We start from the raw sequence: 21,754 nt of genomic DNA, 5'->3' as shown, positions 1-21,754 counted from the left end.
CAGGTTTTCGACTTATAATCGAAAACGTGGCCCATAGTAGCACCATCCACGAATCGCTCACCGCGGTGTTCCAGGTTCGCCGGTTCCCCGCGAACATCGCCGCAGGTCCGAGCCCTGCCGATGCCGGAAACGAGGTAATCGGTCGGTGCCCACCCGGGCAACGGACCGAATTGGCGGTGCTGCTGTGGGAGCGCGCGCTGGACCCGCAGAAGGGCACCTGGTCGCTGCCTGGCGGCCGTTTGCGCGACGACGAGGACCTCGACACCTCGGCCCGCCGCCAGCTCGCGGAGAAGGTCGATGTGCGCGAGCTGGCGCATCTCGAGCAGTTGTCGGTCTTCAGCGCCCCCGACCGGGTCCCCGCCCCGCGCCGCATCGCCTCGGCCTACCTCGGCTTGGTCCCGCTCACCGCAGACCCGCAGCTACCCGACGACACCGCCTGGCATCCGCTGTCCGCGCTGCCGCGCATGTCCTTCGATCACGGCACCGTCGTCGACCACGCCCGCACCCGCCTGGCCGCCAAACTCTCCTACACCAATATCGCGTTCGCGCTCGCCCCCGCCGACTTCACCATGTCCACGCTGCGCGAAATCTACTGCGCCGCACTCGGTTACGATGTCGACACGACGAACCTGCAACGAGTCCTGTCCCGCCGCAAGGTAATCACCCCCACCGGCAAGACCCGAGCCCCCGGCCGCGCCGGCGGCCGCCCCGCCGCCGTCTACCGCTACACCGACTCCGGCCTCCGCGTCACCGACGAATTCGCCGCCCTGCGCCCACCCTCCTGACCGCAGCGCAGGACTCAAGAATCGACGTTCGCGTTCCGATGCTTACTCCCCCGCCGATACCGCTTCTTGTTAGCCACCGGCTGCGCAGCACTACTGCGCCGCAACGCATCCCGCCGCCGCCAAGCCACCAGATCAGCCCGCTCCCGCCCAACCGCCAGATCCGCCGCCACCTTATCCCCACTCACCGCCACCCCTCCTTCCACCACCCGTCCAACTCAACCCGCCGAACCTACCCCCACCCCCAACACCCCCTCCACCCAATTATTCCGCCCCCACCCCGATCAACCGGAGTGCGTGGCGCGCAACGGAAGCAGCTCAGGCGGTCTTCATCTGGGGTTGTGGGGGTGGGGTCATGGTGCGGGTGAACAGGCGGGCGATGCCCCAGGAGAGCAGCTCGATCAGCCAGAACAGCACCAGGAAGATCTGTACCACGATCGCCGGGATCGCCAGGAACACAACGGAAGGCACGGCGATCAGTGCCCAGGTGATCAGCGCGCCGGGAGTTGCGCCGCGCAGGCCGCTGGCCAAACGCACGGCCGCCCACATCATCCAGCGGCGTGGCACCGTGACGCCCAGTTCACGCAGGCAGCGGCGGAAGATGCCGTCCGCGTCGGCGATGCCCACCGCCTGTGAGCTGCGCAGATAGTCGTGCAGGATGGCGGCGCGGGTGTAGGCGCCGTAGCGCGGCACCAGCCACACGAAAGCCCGCGGCACCGAAGCGAAGTCGGTCCGGAACCCGGCGGGGATCACGAATTCTTGGGAATCACCTTGATAGACGAGCGGTTCGACCACTCGCCAGAACTTGGCGTCGAGTTCCTCGACCACCAGCCCGCTACCGACGAACGCCACGACTCGTTCCTCTCTGAACGCACAGCGTGTCCCACAATTCTAGGCCGGTTTGGTACGCCTGCGCCGTCCCGCGGGCAACGGTTCGGACAACGCGTCAGCGGTGGGGACGAGTCTCCGGCAACGAACCGGAACCGCCCTCGCCGGCCGGTTCGTAACTACCGTAAGGGAGCGGACCGGCGCCCGCTGGGTACGACGCGGCGCCGTACGGGTCGAACGCGCCTGCCGGATCGTAGGTTCCGGCCTCGACGGCGGTGCCGGTGCCGAGATCTTCGGACGGATTCAATGCCGCGAAGAACAGCACCAGCAGCGAGGCGAGCAGCGGCTGCACGATCAAGGCGAGCCAGGTGCCCACCTCCGTCGGCAGTTCGACGATCTGCCCGACCGGCGGATCGTGCGGCCGCGGGTGGTACCACTCGGCGACCTGCTCCCCCAGCCGCGCCATCACCACGGCCCCGATCAGCGAGCCGACCAGCAGGCCGATCTGCAACAGCGGCCCACGCTGACTACGCCACCGCCACGTGGCGACCGCGCTCAGCACTCCGGCCACCGCGCCGAAGCACACGAACATCGCCACCGCGTCGAATTGATGCACGCTCTCGCCGGTCAGCACGGCACCGCGCCCCGGCTCGACCACGAACAGCTGCTCGGTCGGCGCGAGCAGACCCCACCCGATGCCGCCGAGCGCGCTCACCACGATCACCGCGACCGCGACGATCACCGCGCCCCGCAGCGCATTCTTCGACCCGCCCACTAGCGCAGTTCCAGACTGGCCGCGTCGATCACGCCGTGCCGCGAGCACTTGGCCCACCAGCCGTCGGGGCTCACCTGCACGATCATCCGGCGGCCGCACTGCTCGCAGAACCGCGGCGGCTCCAGGCCGAGCGCGGCGGCCGCGGGCACGGCATCCTCGAGGCCGGGCACGATCCGTTTGCCGGTGAACGGGTTGTAGCGCTCGTCCATGTCCATGACCTTACTCATGGGTCTACTCAGAGTGTTTCGTTGAGCGCCTTGATCGGCATCTTCAACTCGCCGAGCAGATCGAGATCCGCCTCGGCGGGCCGACCCAGCGTGGTGAGGTAGTTGCCGACGATGACAGCGTTGACGCCGCCGAGGATGCCCTGCTTGGCGCCGAGGTCGCCGAGGGTGATCTCGCGACCGCCGGCGAACCGAAGGATGGTGCGCGGCAACGCGAGCCGGAACGCGGCGACCGCACGCAGCGCGTCGGCCGCGGGCAGCACCTCGAGGTCACCGAACGGGGTACCGGGACGCGGGTTGAGGAAGTTCAGCGGCACCTCGTCGGGCTCGAGCTCGGCCAGGTTCGCCGCGAATTCCGCACGCTGCTCCAGGGTTTCGCCCATGCCGAGGATGCCGCCGCAGCACACCTCCATGCCCGCCTCACGGACCATGCGCAGCGTGTCCCAGCGCTCTTCCCAGGTGTGCGTGGTGACCACGTTCGGGAAGTGCGAACGCGAGGTCTCCAGGTTGTGGTTGTAGCGGTGCACGCCCATCGCGGCGAGCTGGTCGACCTGGTCCTGGGTGAGCATGCCGAGCGAGCAGGCGACCTGGATGTCGACCTCGTTGCGGATCGCCTCGACGCCGGCCGCGACCTGCGCCATCAGCCGCTCGTCCGGGCCGCGCACCGCGGCGACGATGCAGAACTCGGTGGCGCCGGTCTTCGCGGTCTGCTTAGCGGCCTCGACCAGGCTCGGAATGTCGAGCCAGGCCGCGCGCACCGGCGACTGGAACAGGCCCGACTGCGAGCAGAAGTGGCAGTCCTCCGGGCAGCCGCCGGTCTTGAGGCTGATGATGCCCTCGACCTCGACCTCGGGGCCACACCACTTCATCCGCACGTCGTGCGCCAGGGCCAGCAGTTCTTCGAGATGGTCGTCGCCGAGGCGGAGCACCTCCAGGGTCTGCTCCTGGGTGAGTCCCTCGCCGCGTTCGAGTACTTGCTCGCGGGCGACGGACAGAATGGAGGTGTCGACGGAAGCCTGGGTCACTGCACGAATCCCTTCGGTCGGCCGAGGTGGCCGGGCAACTTGAACGGTGTTCAGGCTAGGGTAGACCCGACAGTGAGTCAAAACACTGTGAGCCGGGTGCGCCGCCGCACAACGGCTCATCCGGGCGTGCGGCGAACACCACGGCGTGCGAGCCGCCACGCCCGAACCGGTAGCCTGCGTAACCACGAAGGCGGCCACCAGCGCCACCCTCGGACGGGAAGGAATTCGGGTGCAACTGCACAGAGCGGACGTGGTCGACGGCGCCATCGCGATCCTCGACCAGTACGGCCTCGCCGACCTCACCATGCGCAGGCTGGCCGGCTCACTGCAGGTGCAACCCGGCGCGCTCTACTGGCACTTCCCCAACAAACAGGCCCTGCTCGGCGCGGTCGCGGACAAGATCCTGCTGCCCATGGAGGACCCGATCGCCGCCACCGAATGGTCCGGTCAGCTCAGCGAATTGGCCCACCGCCTGCGCGACTGCCTGCTCGCCTACCGCGACGGCGCCGAACTCGTCTCCGCCACTTACGCTTCCAGGCTCACCACGAGCAAGGGCCGAGAACGCATGTCCAGCGCCGCGATCCGCGCAGGCATGCCCCGCCCCGAAGCCGACCTGACCTCCTTCACCCTCCTGTACTACGTCCTCGGCCAAACCGTCGACGAGCAGTCCAGAATGCAAATGGACTCCGCCGGCGCCCTCCCCCCCGACGACACCCCCCTCGACGAATCCCCCGACCCCACCGCCCGTTTCGACTTCGGCCTGCAACTCTTCATCGCCGGCGTCCGCCAACTCCTGGGCACCCGCGTCCGCTGAGCAACGCCCGCCGCACACCTCCTGATTTCCCGCACATGGAATCGCATGCAAATCCGTGTGCGGGAAACAAGAAGGTGTGCGGCGGTGCTAGCGCTCCGCGTGCGGGTTCTGGCCGGGGAACCAGCGGTAGATGGCGACCGCCCCGGCGGTTGCCGCGGCGGCGAGCGCGAGCGATGAAATGCTCAGCAGGGCAATGGCACTGATCGCTCCGGCGAGGATCGGGCCGGCGAACATGCCGATGTCGTGGGTCAACCGCCAAGCGCCGAGGAATTCGGCGCGGCGGCCGTCGGGGGCTACGTCGGCGCCGACGGTCATGATCAGACCGTTGCTCACGCCGTTGGCGAGGCCGAGGAGCACGGCGACCGCGCCCATGCCGAGTACCGATGAGGTGAACGGCAGCGCGCCGAATCCGATGGCGAACAACATCATTGCCGGGATACCGGTGGCTCGGCTGCCGCGCCGGTCCAACCAGAGGCCCGCCGGATAGGACATCAGAACGTCTACCGCGCCCGCGATGCCGAACACCAGACTCGTGGTCGACGCGCTCAGTCCGATGTGCGCCGCCCACAACGGGAGTACCGAGACCCTGGCCGCGCGCACGGCGCCCATCAACAACGCCGCGGATCCCAAAGTGCCGAGCACTCCGATGTTTTCGACGACCACAGACCGCAGAGTGTGTCCACTCTTGCCCGAATCCGCACCTTCCGGCGCCGGGATCGCGACCATCGCGGCGCCGGACAACACCGTGGTGACCAGTTGCAACCACAACGCACCGCTCGGCCCCATCGCATGCACCAGCGCGGCACCGAGGAACGGCCCGCAGAAGTACCCGAACCGGTGCGCCCCCGCCAGTGTGGACATCGCCCGGCCGCGGTCCGCCGCCGGCACGACCGCCACGATGTAGGACTGACGCGCCAGCCCCCACACCGCGGCGGCCGCACCGTTGAGCAGCAGACCTACCGCCAGCCACCAAACATTCGGCGCGACAACCGCACACAACACCCCGATCACGCCCAGCACGGAGCCGACCGCGATCGCACCTCGCTCCCCGATCCGGGCCACGATCCGCCCCGCAGGCAGATCCGCCACCACCATGCCGAGCCCGCTCAGTGCGACCAGCACCCCGGCCAGCCCGATCGAGGCCCCGAGATCCAGCGCCCGCAGCGCATACATCGGCGAGGCCGCACCGGCTCCGGTGCCGTACAACGCCATCGGCACGAACACGGTCCAGGTGAGCGACCGCAGCCGAACCGGCTGCCGGGTATCGACTTCCGCGCTCACCGCGCCGCAGCCGAGCAGTGAATCAGTGTGAGACAGTCACTTTCGATGTCCCCGCGACTCACTGGGCCAGGGCCGGTTGACGCGCGGTCCGGCCCGCCGGGCGCGGGAGGCCGAAGTGGTCGCGCAGGGTGGTGCCGGTGTATTCGGTGCGGAACAGGCCGCGCTCTTGCAGGATCGGGACGACGGTCTCGGCGAAAACTTCCAGTCCGCCCGGGTAGTACGGCGGCATCACGTTGAAACCGTCGGCGGCGCCGTTGCGGAACCACTCCTCGATCGTGTCCGCGACCTGCTCGGGCGTTCCGGCGAACACCCGATGTCCGCGCGCACCGGCCAGCTTGTGCAGCAGCCCACGCACCGTCGGCCGCTCCCGCTGCACGATGCCCGCGACGACCTGCAACCGGCTGCGCGCGTTGTCGGTGACATCGCCCGCGTCGTCGAACAGATCCACCGGGACCGCCTCGTCCAGCGGCAGCTGACGCAAACTCTTGCCGACGATGTTCTCCAGCTGGGTCAGACCGTATTCCGGCACGGTGAGTTCGTTGAACTCACGCTCCAGCCGCTTCGCCGCCTCCTCGGTATCGCCGATGAACGGGCTGATGCCGGGCAGGATCTTGACGTGTTCCGGGTTGCGCCCGAAACCCTGTGCCTGCGCTTTGATGTCGGCATAGAACTTCTGCGCGTCCTCGAGCCGCTGATGCGCGGTGAAGATCGCCTCGGCGTATTTGCCTGCGAACGAACGCCCTTCGTTCGACGCCCCCGCCTGCACGAGCACCGGGTAGCCCTGCGGCGTGCGCGGCGCGTTGAAAGGTCCACGCACCTTCAGATGTTCGCCGACGAAGTCGATCGGGTGGATCTTCTCCGGGTCGGCGTACACCCCGCTCTCCTGGTCCAGCAGGATCGCGTCGTCCTCCCAGCTGTCCCACAGCGCGACCACGGCGTCGACGAATTCCCTTGCCCGCGCATAGCGTTCGGCATGATCCGGATGCTTGTCCAACCCGAAGTTGGCGGCAGCCAAGTCGGTTCCGGTGGTGACGATGTTCCAGCCGGCCCGCCCACGCGAGATGTGGTCCAGCGTGGAGAACAGCCGAGCCAGGTTGTACGGCTCGTAGTAGGTGGTCGATGCGGTGGCAATCAGCCCGAGATGCGTTGTCGCCGTGGCGATAGCGGTCAGCAGCGTGATCGGCTCCAGCCCGGAGCCCGCGTTGTGCTTGACGTTGGTGCGCAGCGCGGGGCCGTCGGCGAAGAACACCGCGTCGAGCTTCGCGGCCTCGGCGGTGCGGCCGATCTGCTGGTAGTAGTCGACGTCATAGATGCGCCCGGGCTGGCTGTCGGGATGCCGCCAGGCGGCCTCGTGGTGACCGGACGGGTAGATGAACGCGTTGAGGCTGAGCTGACGCGGGGTACTCATGAGGCTTGCTTCTCTTCTTCGTGACGGCTCGGCAGGTCGGTCGAACCGACGCCGAGGCTGGCGAGCAACAGCGACCGATGCCGGATGAAGCCCGGATCGCTGTGCCTGCGTGGACGTTCCAGATCGATGCGCTGGTCGACGGCGATGCGGCCCTCGTCGAGCACGAGGACGCGATCGGCGAGCAGCACCGCCTCGTCGACGTCGTGGGTGACCAGCAGGACGGCGGGCCGATGCTTGGCGCACAGGTCTTGCAGCAGCGCGTGCATCTTGATCCGGGTGAGCGCGTCGAGCGCGCCGAACGGCTCGTCGGCCAGCAACAGCTCCGGCTCCCGCACCAGCGAACGAGCCAGCGCGACCCGCTGCTGCTCGCCGCCGGAAAGCTGCCTGGGCCAAGCCTTTTCCCGGCCGGCCAGACCGACCTCGGCCAGCGCGGCCCGGCCACGCTCGGCGGCCTTGCTCCCGCTCAGACCGAGGATCACATTGTCGAGCACCCGGATCCACGGCAGCAGCCGCGAATCCTGGAACACCACGGCACGTTCGGCGGGCACGGTCAGCTCGCCCGAACCCGGCACGTCGTAGTCCAGTTCCGCCAGCGCCCGCAGCAACGTGCTCTTGCCCGAGCCGCTCCGGCCGAGCAGGGCAACGAATTCCCCGCGCGCGATGTCGAGGTCGATGTCCTGCAACACGACTCGCTCGCCGAACCCGCGACGCAACTCGCGCGTCCGGACGACGTTCAGTCCCCCAATGTCTGTCGCCATGACAGCGCCTTCCTTTCCACCGCGCGCACGGCGAGATCACCGAAAAGTCCGAGCAGGCCGTAGATCACGAGCCCGACCACGATCACGTCGATCTGCCCGTAGGTGCGGGCCTGCGTCATCAGGTAGCCGATGCCGCTGGTGGCATTCACCTGTTCCACCACGACCAGGGCCAGCCAGGCGATGGTGACCGCGAGGCGAAGTCCGGTGAAGAAGCCGGGCAGCGAGCCGGGCAGCGCGATCCGCCGGATGAAGCCCCAGCGCGAAAGGCCCACCGTCTGAGCGAGTTCCACATACCTGGAGTCGACGCTGCGCAGATAGGCGTGGGTGTTCAGGTAGATCGGGATCGCCACGCTCGTCGTGATGACGAGCAGCTTCATCTCCTCCCCGATGCCGAACCACACGATGAACAGCGGGATCAGCGCGAGCGTCGGAATCGCGCGCTTGATCTGAATCGGCCCGTCCACCAACGCTTCACCGATCCGGCTCAGTCCCGCGACGAGCGCGAGCACCAGACCGACCAGCACACCGATGACCAAGCCGATACCGGCCCGCTGCACCGAGGTGAGCAGATTGGATTGCAGCCTGCCGTCGGCGATCAGGTCACCGGCGGTCGAGGCGACCGTCCACGGCGCGGGCAAGGTCTCCGGATCCAAGGTGCCGGAGGCGGATCCGATGACCCAGGCGAGGATCAGCAGCGTCGGCCCGATGGCGGCGCCGAACGGAATCGGCCGTCCCGGTCCGAGCCACGGCCGGGCCGGCTTGCGCTTGGCCAGCGTCGGCGCGGTGCGGCTTCCGAGCCGGTGAAATACCCCGGCGTCTACCGTCGCCATCAGCGTTCCTTCGGTGCGAACGCGGCGCCGCTCTGGGTGACCGCCTCGGTGATCGCGGCGTCGTAGCGCAGGTCGAAGCCCTTGGCCGCCTGCACCTTCTTCGGCAGTTCACCGGCCTTGTCGATGGCGTCGATGGTGGCCTGCTGGCGGGCGATGAGCTGCTGGTCCAGGTGCGGGAAGGTGAACAGACCGAGCGAATCGACGATGCGCTTGGCATCTTCTGGGCTGACCTTCTGGTTCTCCACGTAGTACTTCCGCGCCCACTCGTCCTGATGGGTGTTGACCCACTGATTGGCGCGGACGAACGCGGCGGCCAGCGCGCGGGTCGCGGCCGCCTTGGCCGGATCCTGGGTCACCGCGCGCCGCGCGTACAGGTAACCGAGGCCGCCATAGATGCCTTCGGTCTGCGAGTCCGGGATCAGCGAGGCGCCCGGAGTCCGCAGCAGCCGGGTGACATTCGGCTCGATCAGCGGGGCGACGTCGACCTGCGCGGTGCGCACGGCGTCGAGGAACTCCGCCAGCTGCAACCGGACCAGTTGCACGTCACCGGTTTTCAGCCCGGCCTTGTCCAGCGCGCGCAGCACCGCCGCCTGCTGGGCGGTGCCCTCGGCGTAGGCGATCTTCTTGCCCTTGAGATCCGCGAGCGTGCTCACCGATTTGCCCGGCGCGACAGCGAGTTTCAGCGCGGCCGGACTGGTTTGATAGGCCGCGACGATCGGTACGTCCTGCCCGGCGATCAGCGCGTGGATCGGCGGGACGTCGCCCACCCACGCCACGTCGGCGGCTTCGGCGCGGAAGGCCTCGAGAATGGCCGGGCCGCCGACGAAATTGGCGAACTCCGCCTTGAACGGCAGCTTGTCCAGCTCGCCGGAGATCCGGAGCACCTGTTGCAGGCGTTCGGACTGGTCTGCGAGGACTAATTTGGTTCCAGCCGGAACTTCAACGGGCAGTGGCGTGTCCGCGGCGACGGGACCGACCGGCTTGTCGTTGTTCGAGCAGCCGGTGAGTCCGAGGGTCGCAACGGCTGCCACGGCGAGCAATGCGGCGGTGGTGCGGCCTGGGCGGCCGAACAAAAACGTGCGTGGTCGGTACATAGACGGATTCAAACAAGACAAAACCGGCCCGAACACCGTTTGTCTCAGCCTGGTTCGAACTGCCCGTCCCGGCGCCCGATGCGGTATCAGCGCGGCGCGGCCGCGACCGCCGTCTCCCGCACCTGCGCCTGATAGCGCTGGATGAACGGCAGGATCTGCTGATCGATGAAGGTGTTGTACTCGACCGGCCGCTGCATCGGGTTGGCGTGCCCGGTGTTTCGCGCGAGCACCACCGACAGTGTGCCATCCACGCCGCCGGACTCCTCGATCAGCACCCGATGCGAGTACTCGACGTCGACCACCCGGTCCCGGTCCGGATCGCGCGGCCGGATGAAAACGATAGCGGGGCGCGGCTTTCCGTCGGCCGGCGCGGCCAGCGCGTGCAGATCGCCCGTCGCGCCGCCGGCCACGATCGCGGTGAACTGCGCCTCGATCAGGCCGTTGCTGGCCGCGTTGCGGGAGAAGATCTTCTCCCGCAACACTTCTCGCAGTACCTCGCCGAGCTTGGCGAAGCGGATGCCGGGCGGGATGCCACCGCCGCCGTCGGACAGGAAACGATCCCGGCGCGCATAGGTTTCCACCGCGAGCCGCAGCAGCCGGCTCTCGCGCGCACCGGGCAGCCAGCGCATCCAGCGCACCATGTCCTCGCCCGCGCCGCGGCTTTCCGGGCGGACCGCGTTCAAGTCGACGGGCGTGCAGTCCAGGATCACGCCGACCAGGCGGCGGTCGCTGTCGAGGTGGATGTGTTTCGCGACCTCCAGCGCGATCACGCCGCCCATGCTGTGCCCGACCAGCACGACGTTCTTCAGCCCGGACAGCTCGGCGGCGCGCACGATCAGGTCGGCGATCACCTTGGTGTCGATACCTTCGTTGTCGTAGCGGATCGCCCACACCACGCCCATTCCGCGCAGCGAGGGCAGCGCGGCGGCGGTCGAGCTGGCGTCCAGGCCGCCGAGGCCGACCATGTCCACCACCACGGTGTCCCAGTTCTTGGGGTCGGCCGGGGCGGCGACGGGCAGGATCGCGGGGTCGGTGCGCGCCAGGCGGGCTTGCTCCGGTTCGACATCGAAGGTCAGGTACTGGGCGAAAACGACGAGTACGGCAGCGAGCAGCACGACCACCCGCAGCACTGCCGACCTGGTCCGGCGCAACGTCTTCCACTCGTGCCACAGGCTGGTGTCCCGTAGCCGGGCTTTGCGTCGCGCGTCGTCCCAGTCCGAGACAGTGGACGGGTGCCGGTCATCGAACGGCGACATCTATCCCACCGTACGTAAGGGTGTGGATGGTCGCCATTCCCCGCACAACCCTGGCGACGGCACTAACCCGACCGACCGGTAGAGTTCCTCCGTCATCCCTGGCAGGTGCGAGAATCCGGTGCGAAACCGGAACGGTCGCGCCACTGTGATCGCCCTCACCGGCGAGAGTCAGACCTCCCCTGCCAGGACAACTCTGGAGAGGCCGCGACTTGCCTGTGGAGCATTACCGATGAGCGAGCGCAGCGAGCGAATCATGTGCCAGCGCGCCTCGGCGCATGCCGGAACCGAGCGCCAGCGAGGTGCAGGCATGAGCCGTGTGCGCTCGGCGCTCATCTTCCCCTTGCTCGGGGTACTGCTGATCTGCGCGATGGTGCTTGCCACCGGGTTCGGGGCGGAGACGCTGCCGGTTTCCTCGGTGGTGGAGGTGCTGCGGCATCGGGTCACCGGGCAGGCGCCTACTGATTTCGGGCTCGACACCATCGTCTGGCAGTTGCGGGTGCCGCGGACGGTGCTGGCGGCGATCGTCGGGGCGGGGTTGGCGTTGGCCGGGGCGGCGATGCAGACGTTGGTGCGGAATCCGCTTGCCGATCCCTATCTGCTCGGGGTGTCTTCGGGGGCTGGTGTGGGGGCGGCCGCGGTCATTACTTCGGGGTTGTTCGCTGGTGCCGGGGTGTGGGCGTTGTCCGGCGGGGCGTTGGCCGGGGCGTTCGTCGCGGCGGGGTTGGTGTTCCTGATCGCGGTCGCGCAGGGTGGGTTGACGCCGTTGCGGTTGGTGCTCACTGGGACGGTGCTCGGATCCGCGTTCGCGGCGTTGAGCAGTTATCTCATCTTTCGTCGGCCGGATCCGGCTGCGGCTCAGTCGGTGTTGTTCTGGTTGCTCGGCAGTCTCGCGGGGGCGGACTGGACGCGAATCGCGTTGCCGCTCAGTGTGGTCGTGGTCGCGGGGGTTGCGCTGCTCGTGGCGAGTGGGTGGCTCGATGCGTTGACCGTCGGTGCGGATACCGCTGCGTCGCTGGGGGTTCCGGTCAAGGAGCTGCGCATCGGACTGTTCCTGTTGCTTGCGGTGCTGGTCGGGGTGCTCGTTGCGGTTTCCGGCGGCATCGGTTTCGTCGGACTGGTCGTCCCGCACGCCGCCCGCCTGCTGGTCGGGCCGCGTCACCGCACGCTGCTGCCCGCCTGCGCTCTCTGCGGGGCGCTGTTCCTCGTCGTCGCCGACGCTGCCACCCGAATCCTGGTTCGCCCCACGGAAATCCCCGTTGGTGTGCTGACCGGGCTCATCGGCGCGCCCGCCTTCCTGATCCTGATGGGGCGTCGGCGTTATCGGTTCGGTGAATCATGAACCTGCGCAACGATCATCGAGCACGACTCGATCGCAGGTCAGACGCAGCACGCGGCAATGGTGCAGCAGTCGAAACGCGAAGCGATGCCGGGGCATTAGAGGTACGCGGGCTCGCGTGCGCTGCCGGCCGACGGACCGTGGTCACCGATGTGACCTTCGCGATCCAGGCCGGCGAGACCATCGGGATCGTCGGCCCGAACGGCACCGGGAAAACCACACTGCTACAGACGCTCGCCGGAGTGCGGCGACCCGTACGCGGCGACGTGATCGCGAACGGGCAAGTCCTGCACCAGATGTCGGCACGCCGCCGAGCACGCACCGTCGCCATGGTGGCGCAGGACGAACGCCCACCCGCCGACCTGCGCGCGGGCGAGGTTGTCGCGCTGGGCCTTACGCCATACCTCCCGCCGTGGGGAGCCGGTTCACCGCACGAACAGCAGGTCGTCCAAGAAGCTCTGGCCACCGTCGACCTCACCGGCTTCGCCGACCGCCCGGTCCACCGCCTCTCCGGCGGCGAACGCCAACGCGTCCTCCTAGCCCGAGCCCTCGTCCAGAACACCCCGATCCTGCTACTGGACGAACCCACCAACCACCTGGACATCACCCACAGCCTCGACCTCCTCGCCAAGACCCGCACACTGAACCGCACCGTCATCATGGCCCTACACGACCTAGCCTTGGCCGACCGCTACTGCGACCGAATCCTGGTGCTACACAACGGCACCGCCCACCCCCTCACCCCACCCCCCGACGCCCTGTCCCCCGAAGTAGTCGACGAGGTCTTCGGCGTCCACGCCCTCCGCATCCCACACCCAAAAACCGGCCACCCCCACCTCCTGATCACCCCCCGCGAGCCCACCCCATGACCCCACCCCCAGCAACCCCCTCCTCCCAATCCACCACAACCAAGTCCCGTCCGACGCACACCCTGCTCGCGAACGGGACACCACAGCGCCCCACTCACAAGTCGACGCGACCATGTCCCGTCTGACGCGCACTCAGCTCACGAACGGGACCGCACGGCGGCCCCACTCGCGATCTGTCGCAGTCCTGTCCCGCTCACTGCGGGCACACCCGGCAAACGGGACTCCGCCGAGCGCCCACTCCCCATCCGTCGCAGCCACATTCGTTAGCAGACCCGTGTCCCGTCGGACGCGCTCCCCACGCGCGAACGGGACACCACAGCGGCCCCACTCGCGATTTGGCGCGGCCATGTCCCGTTCGCGGTCTGCGATGACAGCGAGCGGGACGCCGCCGAGGGCCTACTCACCAACCTGCCGCAGCGACATTCCGTCGGCGCGCATCACAGCGGCGGGATTGCCCGCCATACCTGGCATCACATCGCGTTGCCGCACATACCCTCCGACGCACAACCCACCCGCGAACGGGACACCACGGAACGCCCATCCCAACCCGTCGCAGCCACATTCGTCGGCAGACCCGTCTCCCGTTCGCCGCACACTCCACCCGCGAACGGGACACCACGACAGCCCCACTCACAAGTCGACGCGACCATGTCCCGTCTGACGCGCACTCAGCTCACGAACGGGACCGCACGGCGGCCCCACTCGCGATTTGGCGCAGCCATGTCCCGTTCGCGATCTGCGATGACAGCGAGCGGGACGCCGCCGAGGGCCTACTCACCAACCTGCCGCAACGACATTCCGTCGGCGCGCATCACAGCGGCGGGATTACCCGCCATCCCTGGCATCACATCGCGTTGCCGCACATACCCTCCGACGCACAACCCACCCGCGAACGGGACACCACAGCAGCCCCACTCGCGATCTGGCGCAGTCCTGTCCCTCTTACTGCGGGCACGCCCAGCGAACGGGACTCCACGGAACGTCCACTCCCAATTCGTCGCAGCCACGTTCGTTGGCAGACCTGTGTCCCGTTCGCCGCGCACTCCACCCGCGAAAGGACTTCGGCGTGTACCTACTCGTTTCTGGTCGCCGCCATGGCTCGCACCGATCTCAGGCACCCGACACCGGTGCGAGCGGAACTGCTGCGGGTCTACCCGCGATCCGGCTCAGCCAGTCCTATCCAGTTTCAACACCGCTCGCGAACGGGACACTATGGCGGCCCCACCCGCGATTCGGCGCAGCCATGCCCCGTTCACGGTCGGCACGAGCGGGGGACGGGACTCCACGGCGCCCACTCACAACCTGTCGCAGCCACATTCGTTGGCAGATCCCAGGCACTCGACGCGATTGCGCGCAGGCATCGCGGCGGCCACCACAGCTATGTCCCGTTCGCCGCACACTCCACTCGCGAACGGGACACCACGACAGCCCCACTCGCGATTCGGCGCGGCCATGTCCCGTTTGGCGCGCACTCTGATCGCGAACGGGACACCACGGCGGCCGTACTCGTGATTTGGCGCGGTCATGTCCCGTTTGTGATGGGTGGGGGCGATGAGGGGGACGTCAGTGAGTACCAATCGCTGGCTGGTGTGGCTGGGTCCCGTTGCGGATCAGTAGTTGAACTTGTTGTTACTCGAGAGGCGAATGGATGAAGCACGGTTTGCGCGTGTTGGTGGCGGTTGCGCTGGTGGGGGCGGTGGTTGGGTGTAGTGCGGAGAAGGGGGGTGCTGGGGATATCGCTGTTCGGAATTGTGATGTGGATGTGCGGTTTCCGGCGCCGGCTCAGCGGTTGTTCGTCAATGACGGGAACTTGATTTCGATGGCGTTGGCGCTGGGGGCGCAGGATCAGGTTGTTGCGGTGTCGAGTGTGCAGCGGGATGCGGATACGTTGCGGCGGCACTATGGGCCGGTGGTGGATCAGTTGAAATCTGTTGCGCCGGAATATCCTTCGCGGGAGACCGTGTTGGCGCAGGGGCCCGATGTGATGGTCGCGGGGTGGAGTTACGGGTATGACGAGGCGAAGAATCTGACGCCGGATTCGTTGAGCAAGGCGGGGATTGCCGCGTATACGCTCACCGAGAGTTGCCGTCAGCACAATGGTGAACGGCCGCGCGGGATCGTCGAACCGTGGACCGCGCTACGCGACGACCTCACCAATCTCGGCGCGATCACCGGGCGGGCCGACCGCGCCAAGGAGGTGACCGCCGACCTGGATCAGCGGCTCGCGGCACTGTCGAGTGCACCGCAGGCCGAGCGCAAGCCGACCATCTTCCTGTTCGACAGCGCCACCGACTCGCTCATGTCCAGCGGCAGTTTCGGTGCGCCGCAAGCGATCCTGGATGCCGCTGGCGGGCGCAACGCACTCAGCGACGTGCCCGACACCTGGACCCGGGTCTCCTGGGAGCGCCTCGCCGCCGCCGACCCCGACGCGATCATGTTCGTCGACTACCCGCCGCAAACCTTCGCCCAGAAGGTCGACGCGCTGCGCGCCAAGCCCGGCATCAACCAACTCCGCGCCGTCACCGAGGGCCGCTTCCTCAACCTCCCCTACGCCATGTGGACCAGCGGCCCGCTCAACATCGACGCCGCCGAGCAGATCCGCAAGCAACTAGAACGCTGGAACCTGGTCCCCGCCTCCACAATCCAGCCCAAAGCCGACGACACCATCCGCTGACCGACCTGCCGCACGCCAAATCGCCGGCCGCGCACCAACTTCGCGGCCATCCCGGTGCGCATCGAGCGGAACGTCACCCGAAACAGTGAGGTACGCGTTGCGCCCCTGACTCGTGCCACTGAGTTCCTGCGGCGGGCAGCGTTGACGCTCGACAGCCACCTCAGGGAATGGGGCCGCCCTCCGCGAGGGCGGCAAGCTTGCTGAACGAGATGCGCCAGTCGAGGTTCGTTGTCTTCGGGCGCGACCCCGGCGGGCAGATTCTCGTGCACCGCATCGACATCGGTGCCGCCGTCCGCGTCGATGAGCGTGCAGATAGCGCGGCATTGCGGACGCTGTCCGGCCGTACATTCAACTGAACGGCGACCAGGTCGGAGTGAACCAACTGGGAGCTGCCGTGGTGAACCGGTCCCGGTCCCAAGCACCGGCACCGGCCGGAACGGCGCCGACGAGATCGACACCGGTGACGCGGGGCAGGTCGACGCGATTGCATTCGGCGGCCAGATCGGGTTCGTCGGGCCACGAACCGATCACCAAGCCCGCGCACGGTACGCGCGCCGATTGCAGTGCGCGGGTGGTCAGTTCGGTGTGGTTCAGGGTGCCGAGGCCGGCGGCGGTCACCAGAAGTACCGGTGCGTCGAGTTTTTGGGCGAGGTCGAGAAGAGTGAAGTCGCCGAGTCGGACCAGCAGGCCGCCCGCACCCTCCACCAGGGTGAGGTCCGCGTCGGCGAGTTCGGCTACTCCGGACAGGGTTTCGGCCAGCGTCAGCTCGGGCAGTCCCGCGCGCCGGGCGGCGGTGTCGGGTGCCAGCGGGTCGGGGAAGCGCGCGAGTTCGACGGTGCGGGTGACGCCACTGAGCCGCTCGATCTCGGCGAGATCGCCTGGTTCGGTCAGGGAGACACCGGTTTGGCCCGGTTTGCACACCGCCACCGATCGGCCTTCGGCCATGGCCAGTGCGGCGACGGCCGCGGTGACCACGGTTTTGCCGACCTCCGTGGAAGTTCCGGTCACCAACAGAACACTCATACCGCCACCTCCTGCAACCCACGACCTCCTGCGATCGCCATGTCCTCAATACTCACATGCGCCGGAACCACGCTCGCGGGGACGGTCGGCGTGGTCGAGCCCGTCGCCCAGGATGCCGCGCTACCCATCCTGCACGCTGCCGTCTCGGCTTCGGCCAAGCCCTACTTGGCCGAGTCCCGCGCGATACCCATGTTCTCCGGCCGCACCCCTGTCGGCACTCACGCGCGCACCACATCCAGTCCGCGCGCCTCGACCAGTACCTGGCCGAGAACCGTTGCGATGACGTCGAGTTCGGCCGGAGTCAAGTTGGCACGGGCAGTCAGCCGCAGCCGCGAAGTACCCTCCGGCACCGACGGCGGACGGAAGCAACCGACGTCGAGCCCGCGCGCCCGGCACGCCTGCGCCGCGTCGTAGGCAATCTGCGCCTTACCGAGCACCACCGACACCACCGCCGAATCCGGTACGGGCACAGCCGCAATCCGCGCGATGTCGGCCGCCCGCTCCAGCACCCGGCCCGCCAGTTCCGGTTCGCGACGCAGCACCCGCAGTGCCGCCCGCGCGGCACCGACCGCAGCGGGCGCGAGTCCGGTATCGAAGATGAACGTCCGCGCGGAATCGATCAGATGCGCACGCACCCGCTCACTGCCCAGCACCACTCCGCCTTGTGCAGCAAGGGATTTGGACAACGTCGCAGTAATCACCAAGTCCAGCTCGCCGGCCAAGCCGACCTCGTGCACCAACCCGCGTCCACCGTCACCACGCACCCCGATCCCGTGCGCCTCGTCCACGATCAACACCGCACCCCGCGCCCGGACAACCCGGTGCAACTCGACCAGCGGCGCGAGATCACCATCAGCACTGAACACCGAGTCGGTGAGCACCAGCGCCCGCTCTTCGGTCCGCGCGGCCAGCAGCCGGTCGACCGCGTCGACATCACCGTGCGCGGCAACTTCCACGCGAGCCCGAGAAAGCCTGCACGCGTCCACAAGTGACGCATGGCTGCCGGCATCGGACACCACCAACGCCCCGCGCCCGGCCAACGCCGTGACCACGCCGAGGTTGGCGGCATACCCGGACGCGAACACGAGTCCCGCTTCGGCACCGACGAATTCGGCGAGTTCGGCCTCCAACCGCGCATGCTCGGTGGTGGTTCCGGTGACGAGCCGGGACCCGGTAGACCCGGCGCCCCACCGTCGCACCGCCTCGATCGCGCCGTCGATCACCTCGGGGTGCCGGACCAGCCCGAGGTAGTCGTTGGAGGCGAGGTCGATCGACGGCGACCGCGCCGCCCGGGGACGGAGTTCACGGCGCAGCCCGGCGGCCACCCGCGCGGACGCGCGCTCGTCCAACCAGCTCAATGGATCGGTAGTCACAGCTCCGGAGCATACTTGAACACCGTTCAAGGTGCATATGCCCGGCACCGGCCTCACCCGCCGAACCAGTTCGGCGTATCGAAACGGAACACCTCACCCGGCGTCACCGTGCGCAGATCCTGCTCGAGTTGCGCCAGCCGATCCGCACCCAGCTGACGCGCCCAGCGTGCATGAATCCGGTCGAAGATCTCAGCGGACCGATTCAGCATGTCGAGCGCCCGTTCGGTCAACGTGTAAACCTTGCGCCGCGCATCGTTCGGATCGTGCCCCTGCCGCAGATATCCCAGCCGCTCGAGCGCCTCGATGTGCTTGCCCGCGGCCTGCTTCGAGATCCCGAGGGCACGCCCGAGGTCGGCGGCAGTGCACCCATAAGGCCCACCGACCCGCCCGACAGCCTGGAACACGAACCCGTGCATCGGCCGCAGCTCGGCATGCCCGTGCTCGACCAACTCGGCATGCACCTCATCAATGACCGCGCGAAACCCGAGCAGCATCCGCAGCGGCAGCTCGTACCCACCGGAATCACTTGACATATTGGACAACCTCGTTGACTATATGGACAACTTCATTGTCTATCTTACGGAGCGACCGAGCATGACCGTCATCCAACACACCGAAACCCGTCGCACCGAAACCCCCGGCGGCGTCATGACCACCCTCGCCTCCCCCACACAGGGCGGTAGCTCGCTCGCCCTGTGGCGGGTCGAGGTGCCGGCCGACAAAGCGGGCCCGGTCCACTTCATCGATACCGAACAGATCTGGACCCTCGTCGCCGGCCGCGCGACCATCGACCTGGACGGCACGAAACTCACTGCCGCCGAGGGCGATACGGTCATCCTCCCGGCAAACGTGCTGCGCCAGGTGAGCACCGGCGACGAGGGCTTCACCGCGATCGTCACCGCACCGGCCGGTGCCAAGGCGGGCGTGCCGGGCGGCGACACCCTGGTCGTGCCGCCCTGGATCGCCTGAGCTACACCGCAATTCGAGATTGCGCGGCGACCGCGGCCCGCATTCCGGCGGTGATCGCCGCAACGTCCGCATCAGTGCTGATGAACGGCGGCATGGTGTAGACGAGATTCCGGAACGGCCGCAACCACACCCCGGCGTCGACGGCGGCGTCGGTCGCGGTGCGCATATCCACCGGACGATCGAGTTCGATCACCCCGATCGCACCGAGCACCCGCGCCTCGACGACACCGGGCAGCCCGCGCAACGGCGCGAGCCCCGCCTCGAGCCCGGATTCGATCCGCGCCACCTCGCTCCGCCAATCCCCCGCCGTCAGCAGTTCGAGCGAGGCCACGGCGACCGCGCAGGCCAGCGGGTTGCCCATGAAGGTCGGCCCGTGCATCAAACCGCCGTGTCCCGCGCTGATCGTCTCGGCGATCAGCGTGGTGCACAGTGTGGCGGCCAGGGTGAGGTAACCACCGGTCAATGCCTTGCCGACGCACATCACGTCCGGACCGACCCCGACCTGATCGGCCGCGAAAAACGTTCCGGTGCGGCCGAAACCGGTCGCGATCTCATCGAAGACGAGCAGCACCCCGTGCTCGTCACACAGCCTGCGCAGATCGGTCAGATACCGCGGGTGGTGCCAGCGCATTCCGCCCGCACCCTGCACGATCGGTTCCACGATGACCGCGGCGAGTTCGTCGGCGTGGGCACTGATCATGCGCTCCAGCTCGGCCACATACTCGGCGCGATACTCGCGCGGCGGCATCGGCGCGAACACCTGATCGACCAGCACATCGGTCCACAGCGAATGCATGCCGCCCGTCGGATCACACACGCTCATCGGCGTGAACGTGTCGCCGTGATACCCACCGCGCCAGGTGAGCAGCCGCCGCTTCCCTGGCCGTCCGAGCGCGCGCCAATATTGCAGGCACATCTTCACCGCGACCTCGACCGACACCGAGCCGGAGTCGCACAGGAACACCTTGTCCAGACCAGCCGGAGTCAGCTCGACCAGCAGTCCGGCCAACCGCGCCGCAGGTTCATGGGTGAGCCCGCCGAACATCACGTGGCTCATCCGCTGCGACTGCGCCACCAACGCCGCGTCCAGGACCGGGTGCCGGTAGCCGTGAATCGCCGCCCACCACGAACTCATGCCATCGATGACCTCGCGCCCGTCGGCCAGCGTGAGCCGCGTGCCCGAGGCTTCGGCGACGACCAGCGGCTCCGTCGTCGCGGGAAATCCGCCATAGGGATGCCAGACATGCTTCGCATCGATGGCGGCGATCTCGTCAAGGGTCAGTGCCACAGGAATCCTCGCGGTCGAACAACGGCAGGCTTGAACGCCGTTCAAGTTACCACCGGATCTGCGCACGAAAGATAACCCCGCCGAATTTCGCCACCCGGCGGCCATCCGGAGCTATTCTTTGACTGAGTCAACGATCACCGCACGAATGGAGCCGTCGTGACCACCGTCGCCGCCACGGATATCGCCGCAGTCCGTGAGTTCAACCGCCGCTACACCCGGGTCATCGGCGTGCTCCGCGAAGGCCTGCTGGACAGCGAGTATTCGCTCACCGAGGCCCGAATCCTGTTCGAACTGGCCAACTCCGGGACCGCCGAGGTGGTAACCCTGCGCCAGACACTGGATCTCGACGCCGGATACCTGAGCCGCATCCTGGGCAGCTTCGAGGACGCGGGCCTGGTCCAGCGCAACCGGTCGAGCAGCGACGGCCGCCGCCAAGAGGTGCGACTCACCGTCCGCGGCAAGGAAATCGCCGCGGTCCTGGACCAACGCTCCAGCGCCGAGATCGGCTACCTGCTCAACGCCAAGCCGCCGGCCGCGCGCGCCCGCCTGGTCACCGCCATGCAGACCATCCAGCAGATCCTGGACCACCCGGCCAACGCGGTGGCCGCGCCGCCTTTTCGCATCCGGGAGCCCAAGGCCGGCGACTACGGCTGGGTCATCGAACGGCACGCCCGGCTCTACACCGACGAATACGGTTGGGACGGAACGTATGAGGAACTGATCGTGCGCATCGTCGCCGACTACCTCGCGTCCCACGACGACGAGCGCGAGCACGCCTGGATCGCCGAATCCGGCGGCGAACCGGTGGGCAGCATCTTCTGCGTCGCCGAGAACGACACCACCGCCCGCCTGCGCCTGCTGCTGGTCGAACCCACCGCGCGCGGCCTCGGCATCGGCGCCGCACTGGTCGAGGAGTGCCTGCGCTTCGCCACCGCCGCGGGCTACCGGGAGATGGTGCTGTGGACCAACGACGTCCTCACCTCGGCTCGGCACATCTACAAGCGCGCCGGTTTCGAACTGGCCGAGGAAAGCCCGCACCACAGCTGGGGCGCCGATCTGATCGGCCAGACTTGGCGACGCTCACTCGGGCAGCCCGAATAAGCAACGTCGAAAGACAAGCTGGCGGGCAAAACCACCCGCAACCGAG

The 21,754-nt window shown here is 68.0% G+C and carries 22 protein-coding genes; 8 read left to right on the top strand and 14 right to left on the bottom strand.

What is annotated here, in order from left to right; all coding sequences use genetic code 11:
- The first annotated feature begins 26 nt into the window (after nt 1-26).
- Nucleotides 27-785, top strand: a complete 759-nt coding sequence (locus F3087_RS36295; RefSeq protein WP_150406634.1) for an NUDIX hydrolase — start codon at nt 27-29, stop codon at nt 783-785.
- Between the two features lie 315 nt (nt 786-1,100).
- On the opposite strand, the gene F3087_RS36285 is transcribed toward F3087_RS36295, so the two are convergent.
- From F3087_RS36285 to bioB, 4 genes are all read right to left on the bottom strand, one after another.
- Nucleotides 1,101-1,634: a DUF1353 domain-containing protein gene (locus F3087_RS36285; protein WP_150406633.1), complete on the bottom strand. Its 534-nt coding sequence runs from the start codon at nt 1,632-1,634 to the stop codon at nt 1,101-1,103.
- A 94-nt stretch (nt 1,635-1,728) separates the two neighbouring features.
- Nucleotides 1,729-2,385 (bottom strand): DUF2567 domain-containing protein, encoded by a 657-nt coding sequence (locus tag F3087_RS36280; RefSeq protein ID WP_150406632.1) that lies wholly within the window; start codon nt 2,383-2,385, stop codon nt 1,729-1,731.
- On the bottom strand, nt 2,385-2,612 hold the full coding sequence (bsaP, locus tag F3087_RS36275) for a biotin synthase auxiliary protein BsaP (RefSeq protein ID WP_223885604.1): 228 nt from the start codon (nt 2,610-2,612) through the stop codon (nt 2,385-2,387). Before bsaP ends, F3087_RS36280 begins: the two co-directional genes overlap by 1 nt.
- 8 nt (nt 2,613-2,620) lie before the next feature.
- Entirely contained in the window at nt 2,621-3,634 is a 1,014-nt protein-coding gene (gene bioB, locus F3087_RS36270; RefSeq protein ID WP_150406631.1) for a biotin synthase BioB, read from the bottom strand.
- Nucleotides 3,635-3,863: 229 nt separating this feature from the next.
- Between bioB and F3087_RS36265 the strand changes: the two genes are divergently transcribed.
- Nucleotides 3,864-4,448 carry a TetR/AcrR family transcriptional regulator C-terminal domain-containing protein gene (locus tag F3087_RS36265; RefSeq protein ID WP_150406630.1) on the top strand — a complete coding sequence of 195 codons (585 nt, stop codon included), beginning with the start codon at nt 3,864-3,866 and terminating at the stop codon, nt 4,446-4,448.
- An 87-nt stretch (nt 4,449-4,535) separates the two neighbouring features.
- Here F3087_RS36265 and F3087_RS36260 read toward each other — a convergent pair whose 3' ends face one another.
- The 6 genes from F3087_RS36260 to F3087_RS36235 form a co-directional block, all read right to left on the bottom strand.
- Nucleotides 4,536-5,729 (bottom strand): MFS transporter, encoded by a 1,194-nt coding sequence (locus tag F3087_RS36260; protein ID WP_223885603.1) that lies wholly within the window; start codon nt 5,727-5,729, stop codon nt 4,536-4,538.
- Nucleotides 5,730-5,787: 58 nt separating this feature from the next.
- A complete protein-coding gene (locus F3087_RS36255) occupies nt 5,788-7,137 on the bottom strand; it encodes an LLM class flavin-dependent oxidoreductase (RefSeq protein ID WP_150406629.1) in 1,350 nt (449 codons plus the stop codon).
- Nucleotides 7,134-7,895 carry an ABC transporter ATP-binding protein gene (locus F3087_RS36250; protein ID WP_150406628.1) on the bottom strand — a complete coding sequence of 254 codons (762 nt, stop codon included), beginning with the start codon at nt 7,893-7,895 and terminating at the stop codon, nt 7,134-7,136. The genes F3087_RS36255 and F3087_RS36250 overlap by 4 nt, the downstream gene beginning before the upstream one ends.
- Nucleotides 7,871-8,725, bottom strand: coding sequence for an ABC transporter permease (locus F3087_RS36245; protein ID WP_150406627.1), 855 nt, complete (start codon nt 8,723-8,725; stop codon nt 7,871-7,873). Before F3087_RS36245 ends, F3087_RS36250 begins: the two co-directional genes overlap by 25 nt.
- Nucleotides 8,725-9,819, bottom strand: coding sequence for an ABC transporter substrate-binding protein (locus F3087_RS36240; protein ID WP_150406626.1), 1,095 nt, complete (start codon nt 9,817-9,819; stop codon nt 8,725-8,727). The genes F3087_RS36245 and F3087_RS36240 overlap by 1 nt, the downstream gene beginning before the upstream one ends.
- Before the next feature lie 86 nt (nt 9,820-9,905).
- Entirely contained in the window at nt 9,906-11,075 is a 1,170-nt protein-coding gene (locus F3087_RS36235) for an alpha/beta fold hydrolase (RefSeq protein ID WP_150406625.1), read from the bottom strand.
- Between the two features lie 307 nt (nt 11,076-11,382).
- Between F3087_RS36235 and F3087_RS36230 the strand changes: the two genes are divergently transcribed.
- The 4 genes from F3087_RS36230 to F3087_RS46230 all read left to right on the top strand — a co-directional run bounded on the left by F3087_RS36230 (nt 11,383) and on the right by F3087_RS46230 (nt 16,310).
- The gene (locus F3087_RS36230) at nt 11,383-12,414 is read left to right on the top strand and encodes a FecCD family ABC transporter permease (RefSeq protein ID WP_150406624.1); all 1,032 of its coding nucleotides are present in this window, start codon (nt 11,383-11,385) and stop codon (nt 12,412-12,414) included.
- 149 nt (nt 12,415-12,563) lie between these two features.
- Nucleotides 12,564-13,280 carry an ABC transporter ATP-binding protein gene (locus F3087_RS36225; protein WP_263407266.1) on the top strand — a complete coding sequence of 239 codons (717 nt, stop codon included), beginning with the start codon at nt 12,564-12,566 and terminating at the stop codon, nt 13,278-13,280.
- A 1,648-nt stretch (nt 13,281-14,928) separates the two neighbouring features.
- The gene (locus F3087_RS36220) at nt 14,929-15,954 is read left to right on the top strand and encodes an ABC transporter substrate-binding protein (protein WP_191094317.1); all 1,026 of its coding nucleotides are present in this window, start codon (nt 14,929-14,931) and stop codon (nt 15,952-15,954) included.
- A 197-nt stretch (nt 15,955-16,151) separates the two neighbouring features.
- On the top strand, nt 16,152-16,310 hold the full coding sequence (locus tag F3087_RS46230; RefSeq protein WP_191094316.1) for a hypothetical protein: 159 nt from the start codon (nt 16,152-16,154) through the stop codon (nt 16,308-16,310).
- Here the strand turns inward: F3087_RS46230 and bioD are convergent.
- The 3 genes from bioD to F3087_RS36200 form a co-directional block, all read right to left on the bottom strand.
- Nucleotides 16,303-16,977 (bottom strand): dethiobiotin synthase, encoded by a 675-nt coding sequence (gene bioD / locus F3087_RS36210; protein WP_150406622.1) that lies wholly within the window; start codon nt 16,975-16,977, stop codon nt 16,303-16,305. The genes F3087_RS46230 and bioD overlap by 8 nt on opposite strands.
- Nucleotides 16,978-17,195: 218 nt before the next feature.
- The gene (locus F3087_RS36205) at nt 17,196-18,350 is read right to left on the bottom strand and encodes an 8-amino-7-oxononanoate synthase (RefSeq protein WP_150406621.1); all 1,155 of its coding nucleotides are present in this window, start codon (nt 18,348-18,350) and stop codon (nt 17,196-17,198) included.
- 53 nt (nt 18,351-18,403) lie between these two features.
- A complete protein-coding gene (locus F3087_RS36200) occupies nt 18,404-18,883 on the bottom strand; it encodes a MarR family winged helix-turn-helix transcriptional regulator (RefSeq protein ID WP_150406620.1) in 480 nt (159 codons plus the stop codon).
- Between the two features lie 61 nt (nt 18,884-18,944).
- Between F3087_RS36200 and F3087_RS36195 the strand changes: the two genes are divergently transcribed.
- Entirely contained in the window at nt 18,945-19,319 is a 375-nt protein-coding gene (locus tag F3087_RS36195) for a cupin domain-containing protein (RefSeq protein ID WP_150406619.1), read from the top strand.
- 1 nt (nt 19,320) lies between these two features.
- Here the strand turns inward: F3087_RS36195 and F3087_RS36190 are convergent, their stop codons facing one another.
- Nucleotides 19,321-20,607, bottom strand: coding sequence for an adenosylmethionine--8-amino-7-oxononanoate transaminase (locus F3087_RS36190; protein ID WP_223885601.1), 1,287 nt, complete (start codon nt 20,605-20,607; stop codon nt 19,321-19,323).
- 156 nt (nt 20,608-20,763) lie between these two features.
- Here F3087_RS36190 and F3087_RS36185 point away from each other — a divergent pair, with 156 nt between their 5' ends.
- On the top strand, nt 20,764-21,708 hold the full coding sequence (locus tag F3087_RS36185) for a bifunctional helix-turn-helix transcriptional regulator/GNAT family N-acetyltransferase (protein WP_150406617.1): 945 nt from the start codon (nt 20,764-20,766) through the stop codon (nt 21,706-21,708).
- Nucleotides 21,709-21,754: the final 46 nt, after the last annotated feature.

This window comes from Nocardia colli (genome assembly GCF_008704205.1).
Taxonomy (GTDB): domain Bacteria; phylum Actinomycetota; class Actinomycetes; order Mycobacteriales; family Mycobacteriaceae; genus Nocardia; species Nocardia colli.
The sequence above is the reverse complement of the archived record's forward strand: the minus strand, read 5'-3'. Positions and strand labels throughout refer to the sequence as shown.

What these genes read in the sequence shown, in the direction of transcription:
- bsaP (WP_223885604.1), bottom strand. Translation starts at nt 2,612, where the DNA reads ATGAGTAAGGTCATGGACATGGACGAGCGCTACAACCCGTTCACCGGC.
- F3087_RS36255 (WP_150406629.1), bottom strand. Translation starts at nt 7,137, where the DNA reads ATGAGTACCCCGCGTCAGCTCAGCCTCAACGCGTTCATCTACCCGTCC.
- F3087_RS36250 (WP_150406628.1), bottom strand. Translation starts at nt 7,895, where the DNA reads ATGGCGACAGACATTGGGGGACTGAACGTCGTCCGGACGCGCGAGTTG.
- F3087_RS36245 (WP_150406627.1), bottom strand. Translation starts at nt 8,725, where the DNA reads ATGGCGACGGTAGACGCCGGGGTATTTCACCGGCTCGGAAGCCGCACC.
- F3087_RS36240 (WP_150406626.1), bottom strand. Translation starts at nt 9,819, where the DNA reads ATGTACCGACCACGCACGTTTTTGTTCGGCCGCCCAGGCCGCACCACC.
- F3087_RS36235 (WP_150406625.1), bottom strand. Translation starts at nt 11,075, where the DNA reads ATGTCGCCGTTCGATGACCGGCACCCGTCCACTGTCTCGGACTGGGAC.
- F3087_RS36230 (WP_150406624.1), top strand. Translation starts at nt 11,383, where the DNA reads ATGAGCCGTGTGCGCTCGGCGCTCATCTTCCCCTTGCTCGGGGTACTG.
- F3087_RS36220 (WP_191094317.1), top strand. Translation starts at nt 14,929, where the DNA reads ATGAAGCACGGTTTGCGCGTGTTGGTGGCGGTTGCGCTGGTGGGGGCG.
- bioD (WP_150406622.1), bottom strand. Translation starts at nt 16,977, where the DNA reads ATGAGTGTTCTGTTGGTGACCGGAACTTCCACGGAGGTCGGCAAAACC.
- F3087_RS36200 (WP_150406620.1), bottom strand. Translation starts at nt 18,883, where the DNA reads ATGTCAAGTGATTCCGGTGGGTACGAGCTGCCGCTGCGGATGCTGCTC.
- F3087_RS36195 (WP_150406619.1), top strand. Translation starts at nt 18,945, where the DNA reads ATGACCGTCATCCAACACACCGAAACCCGTCGCACCGAAACCCCCGGC.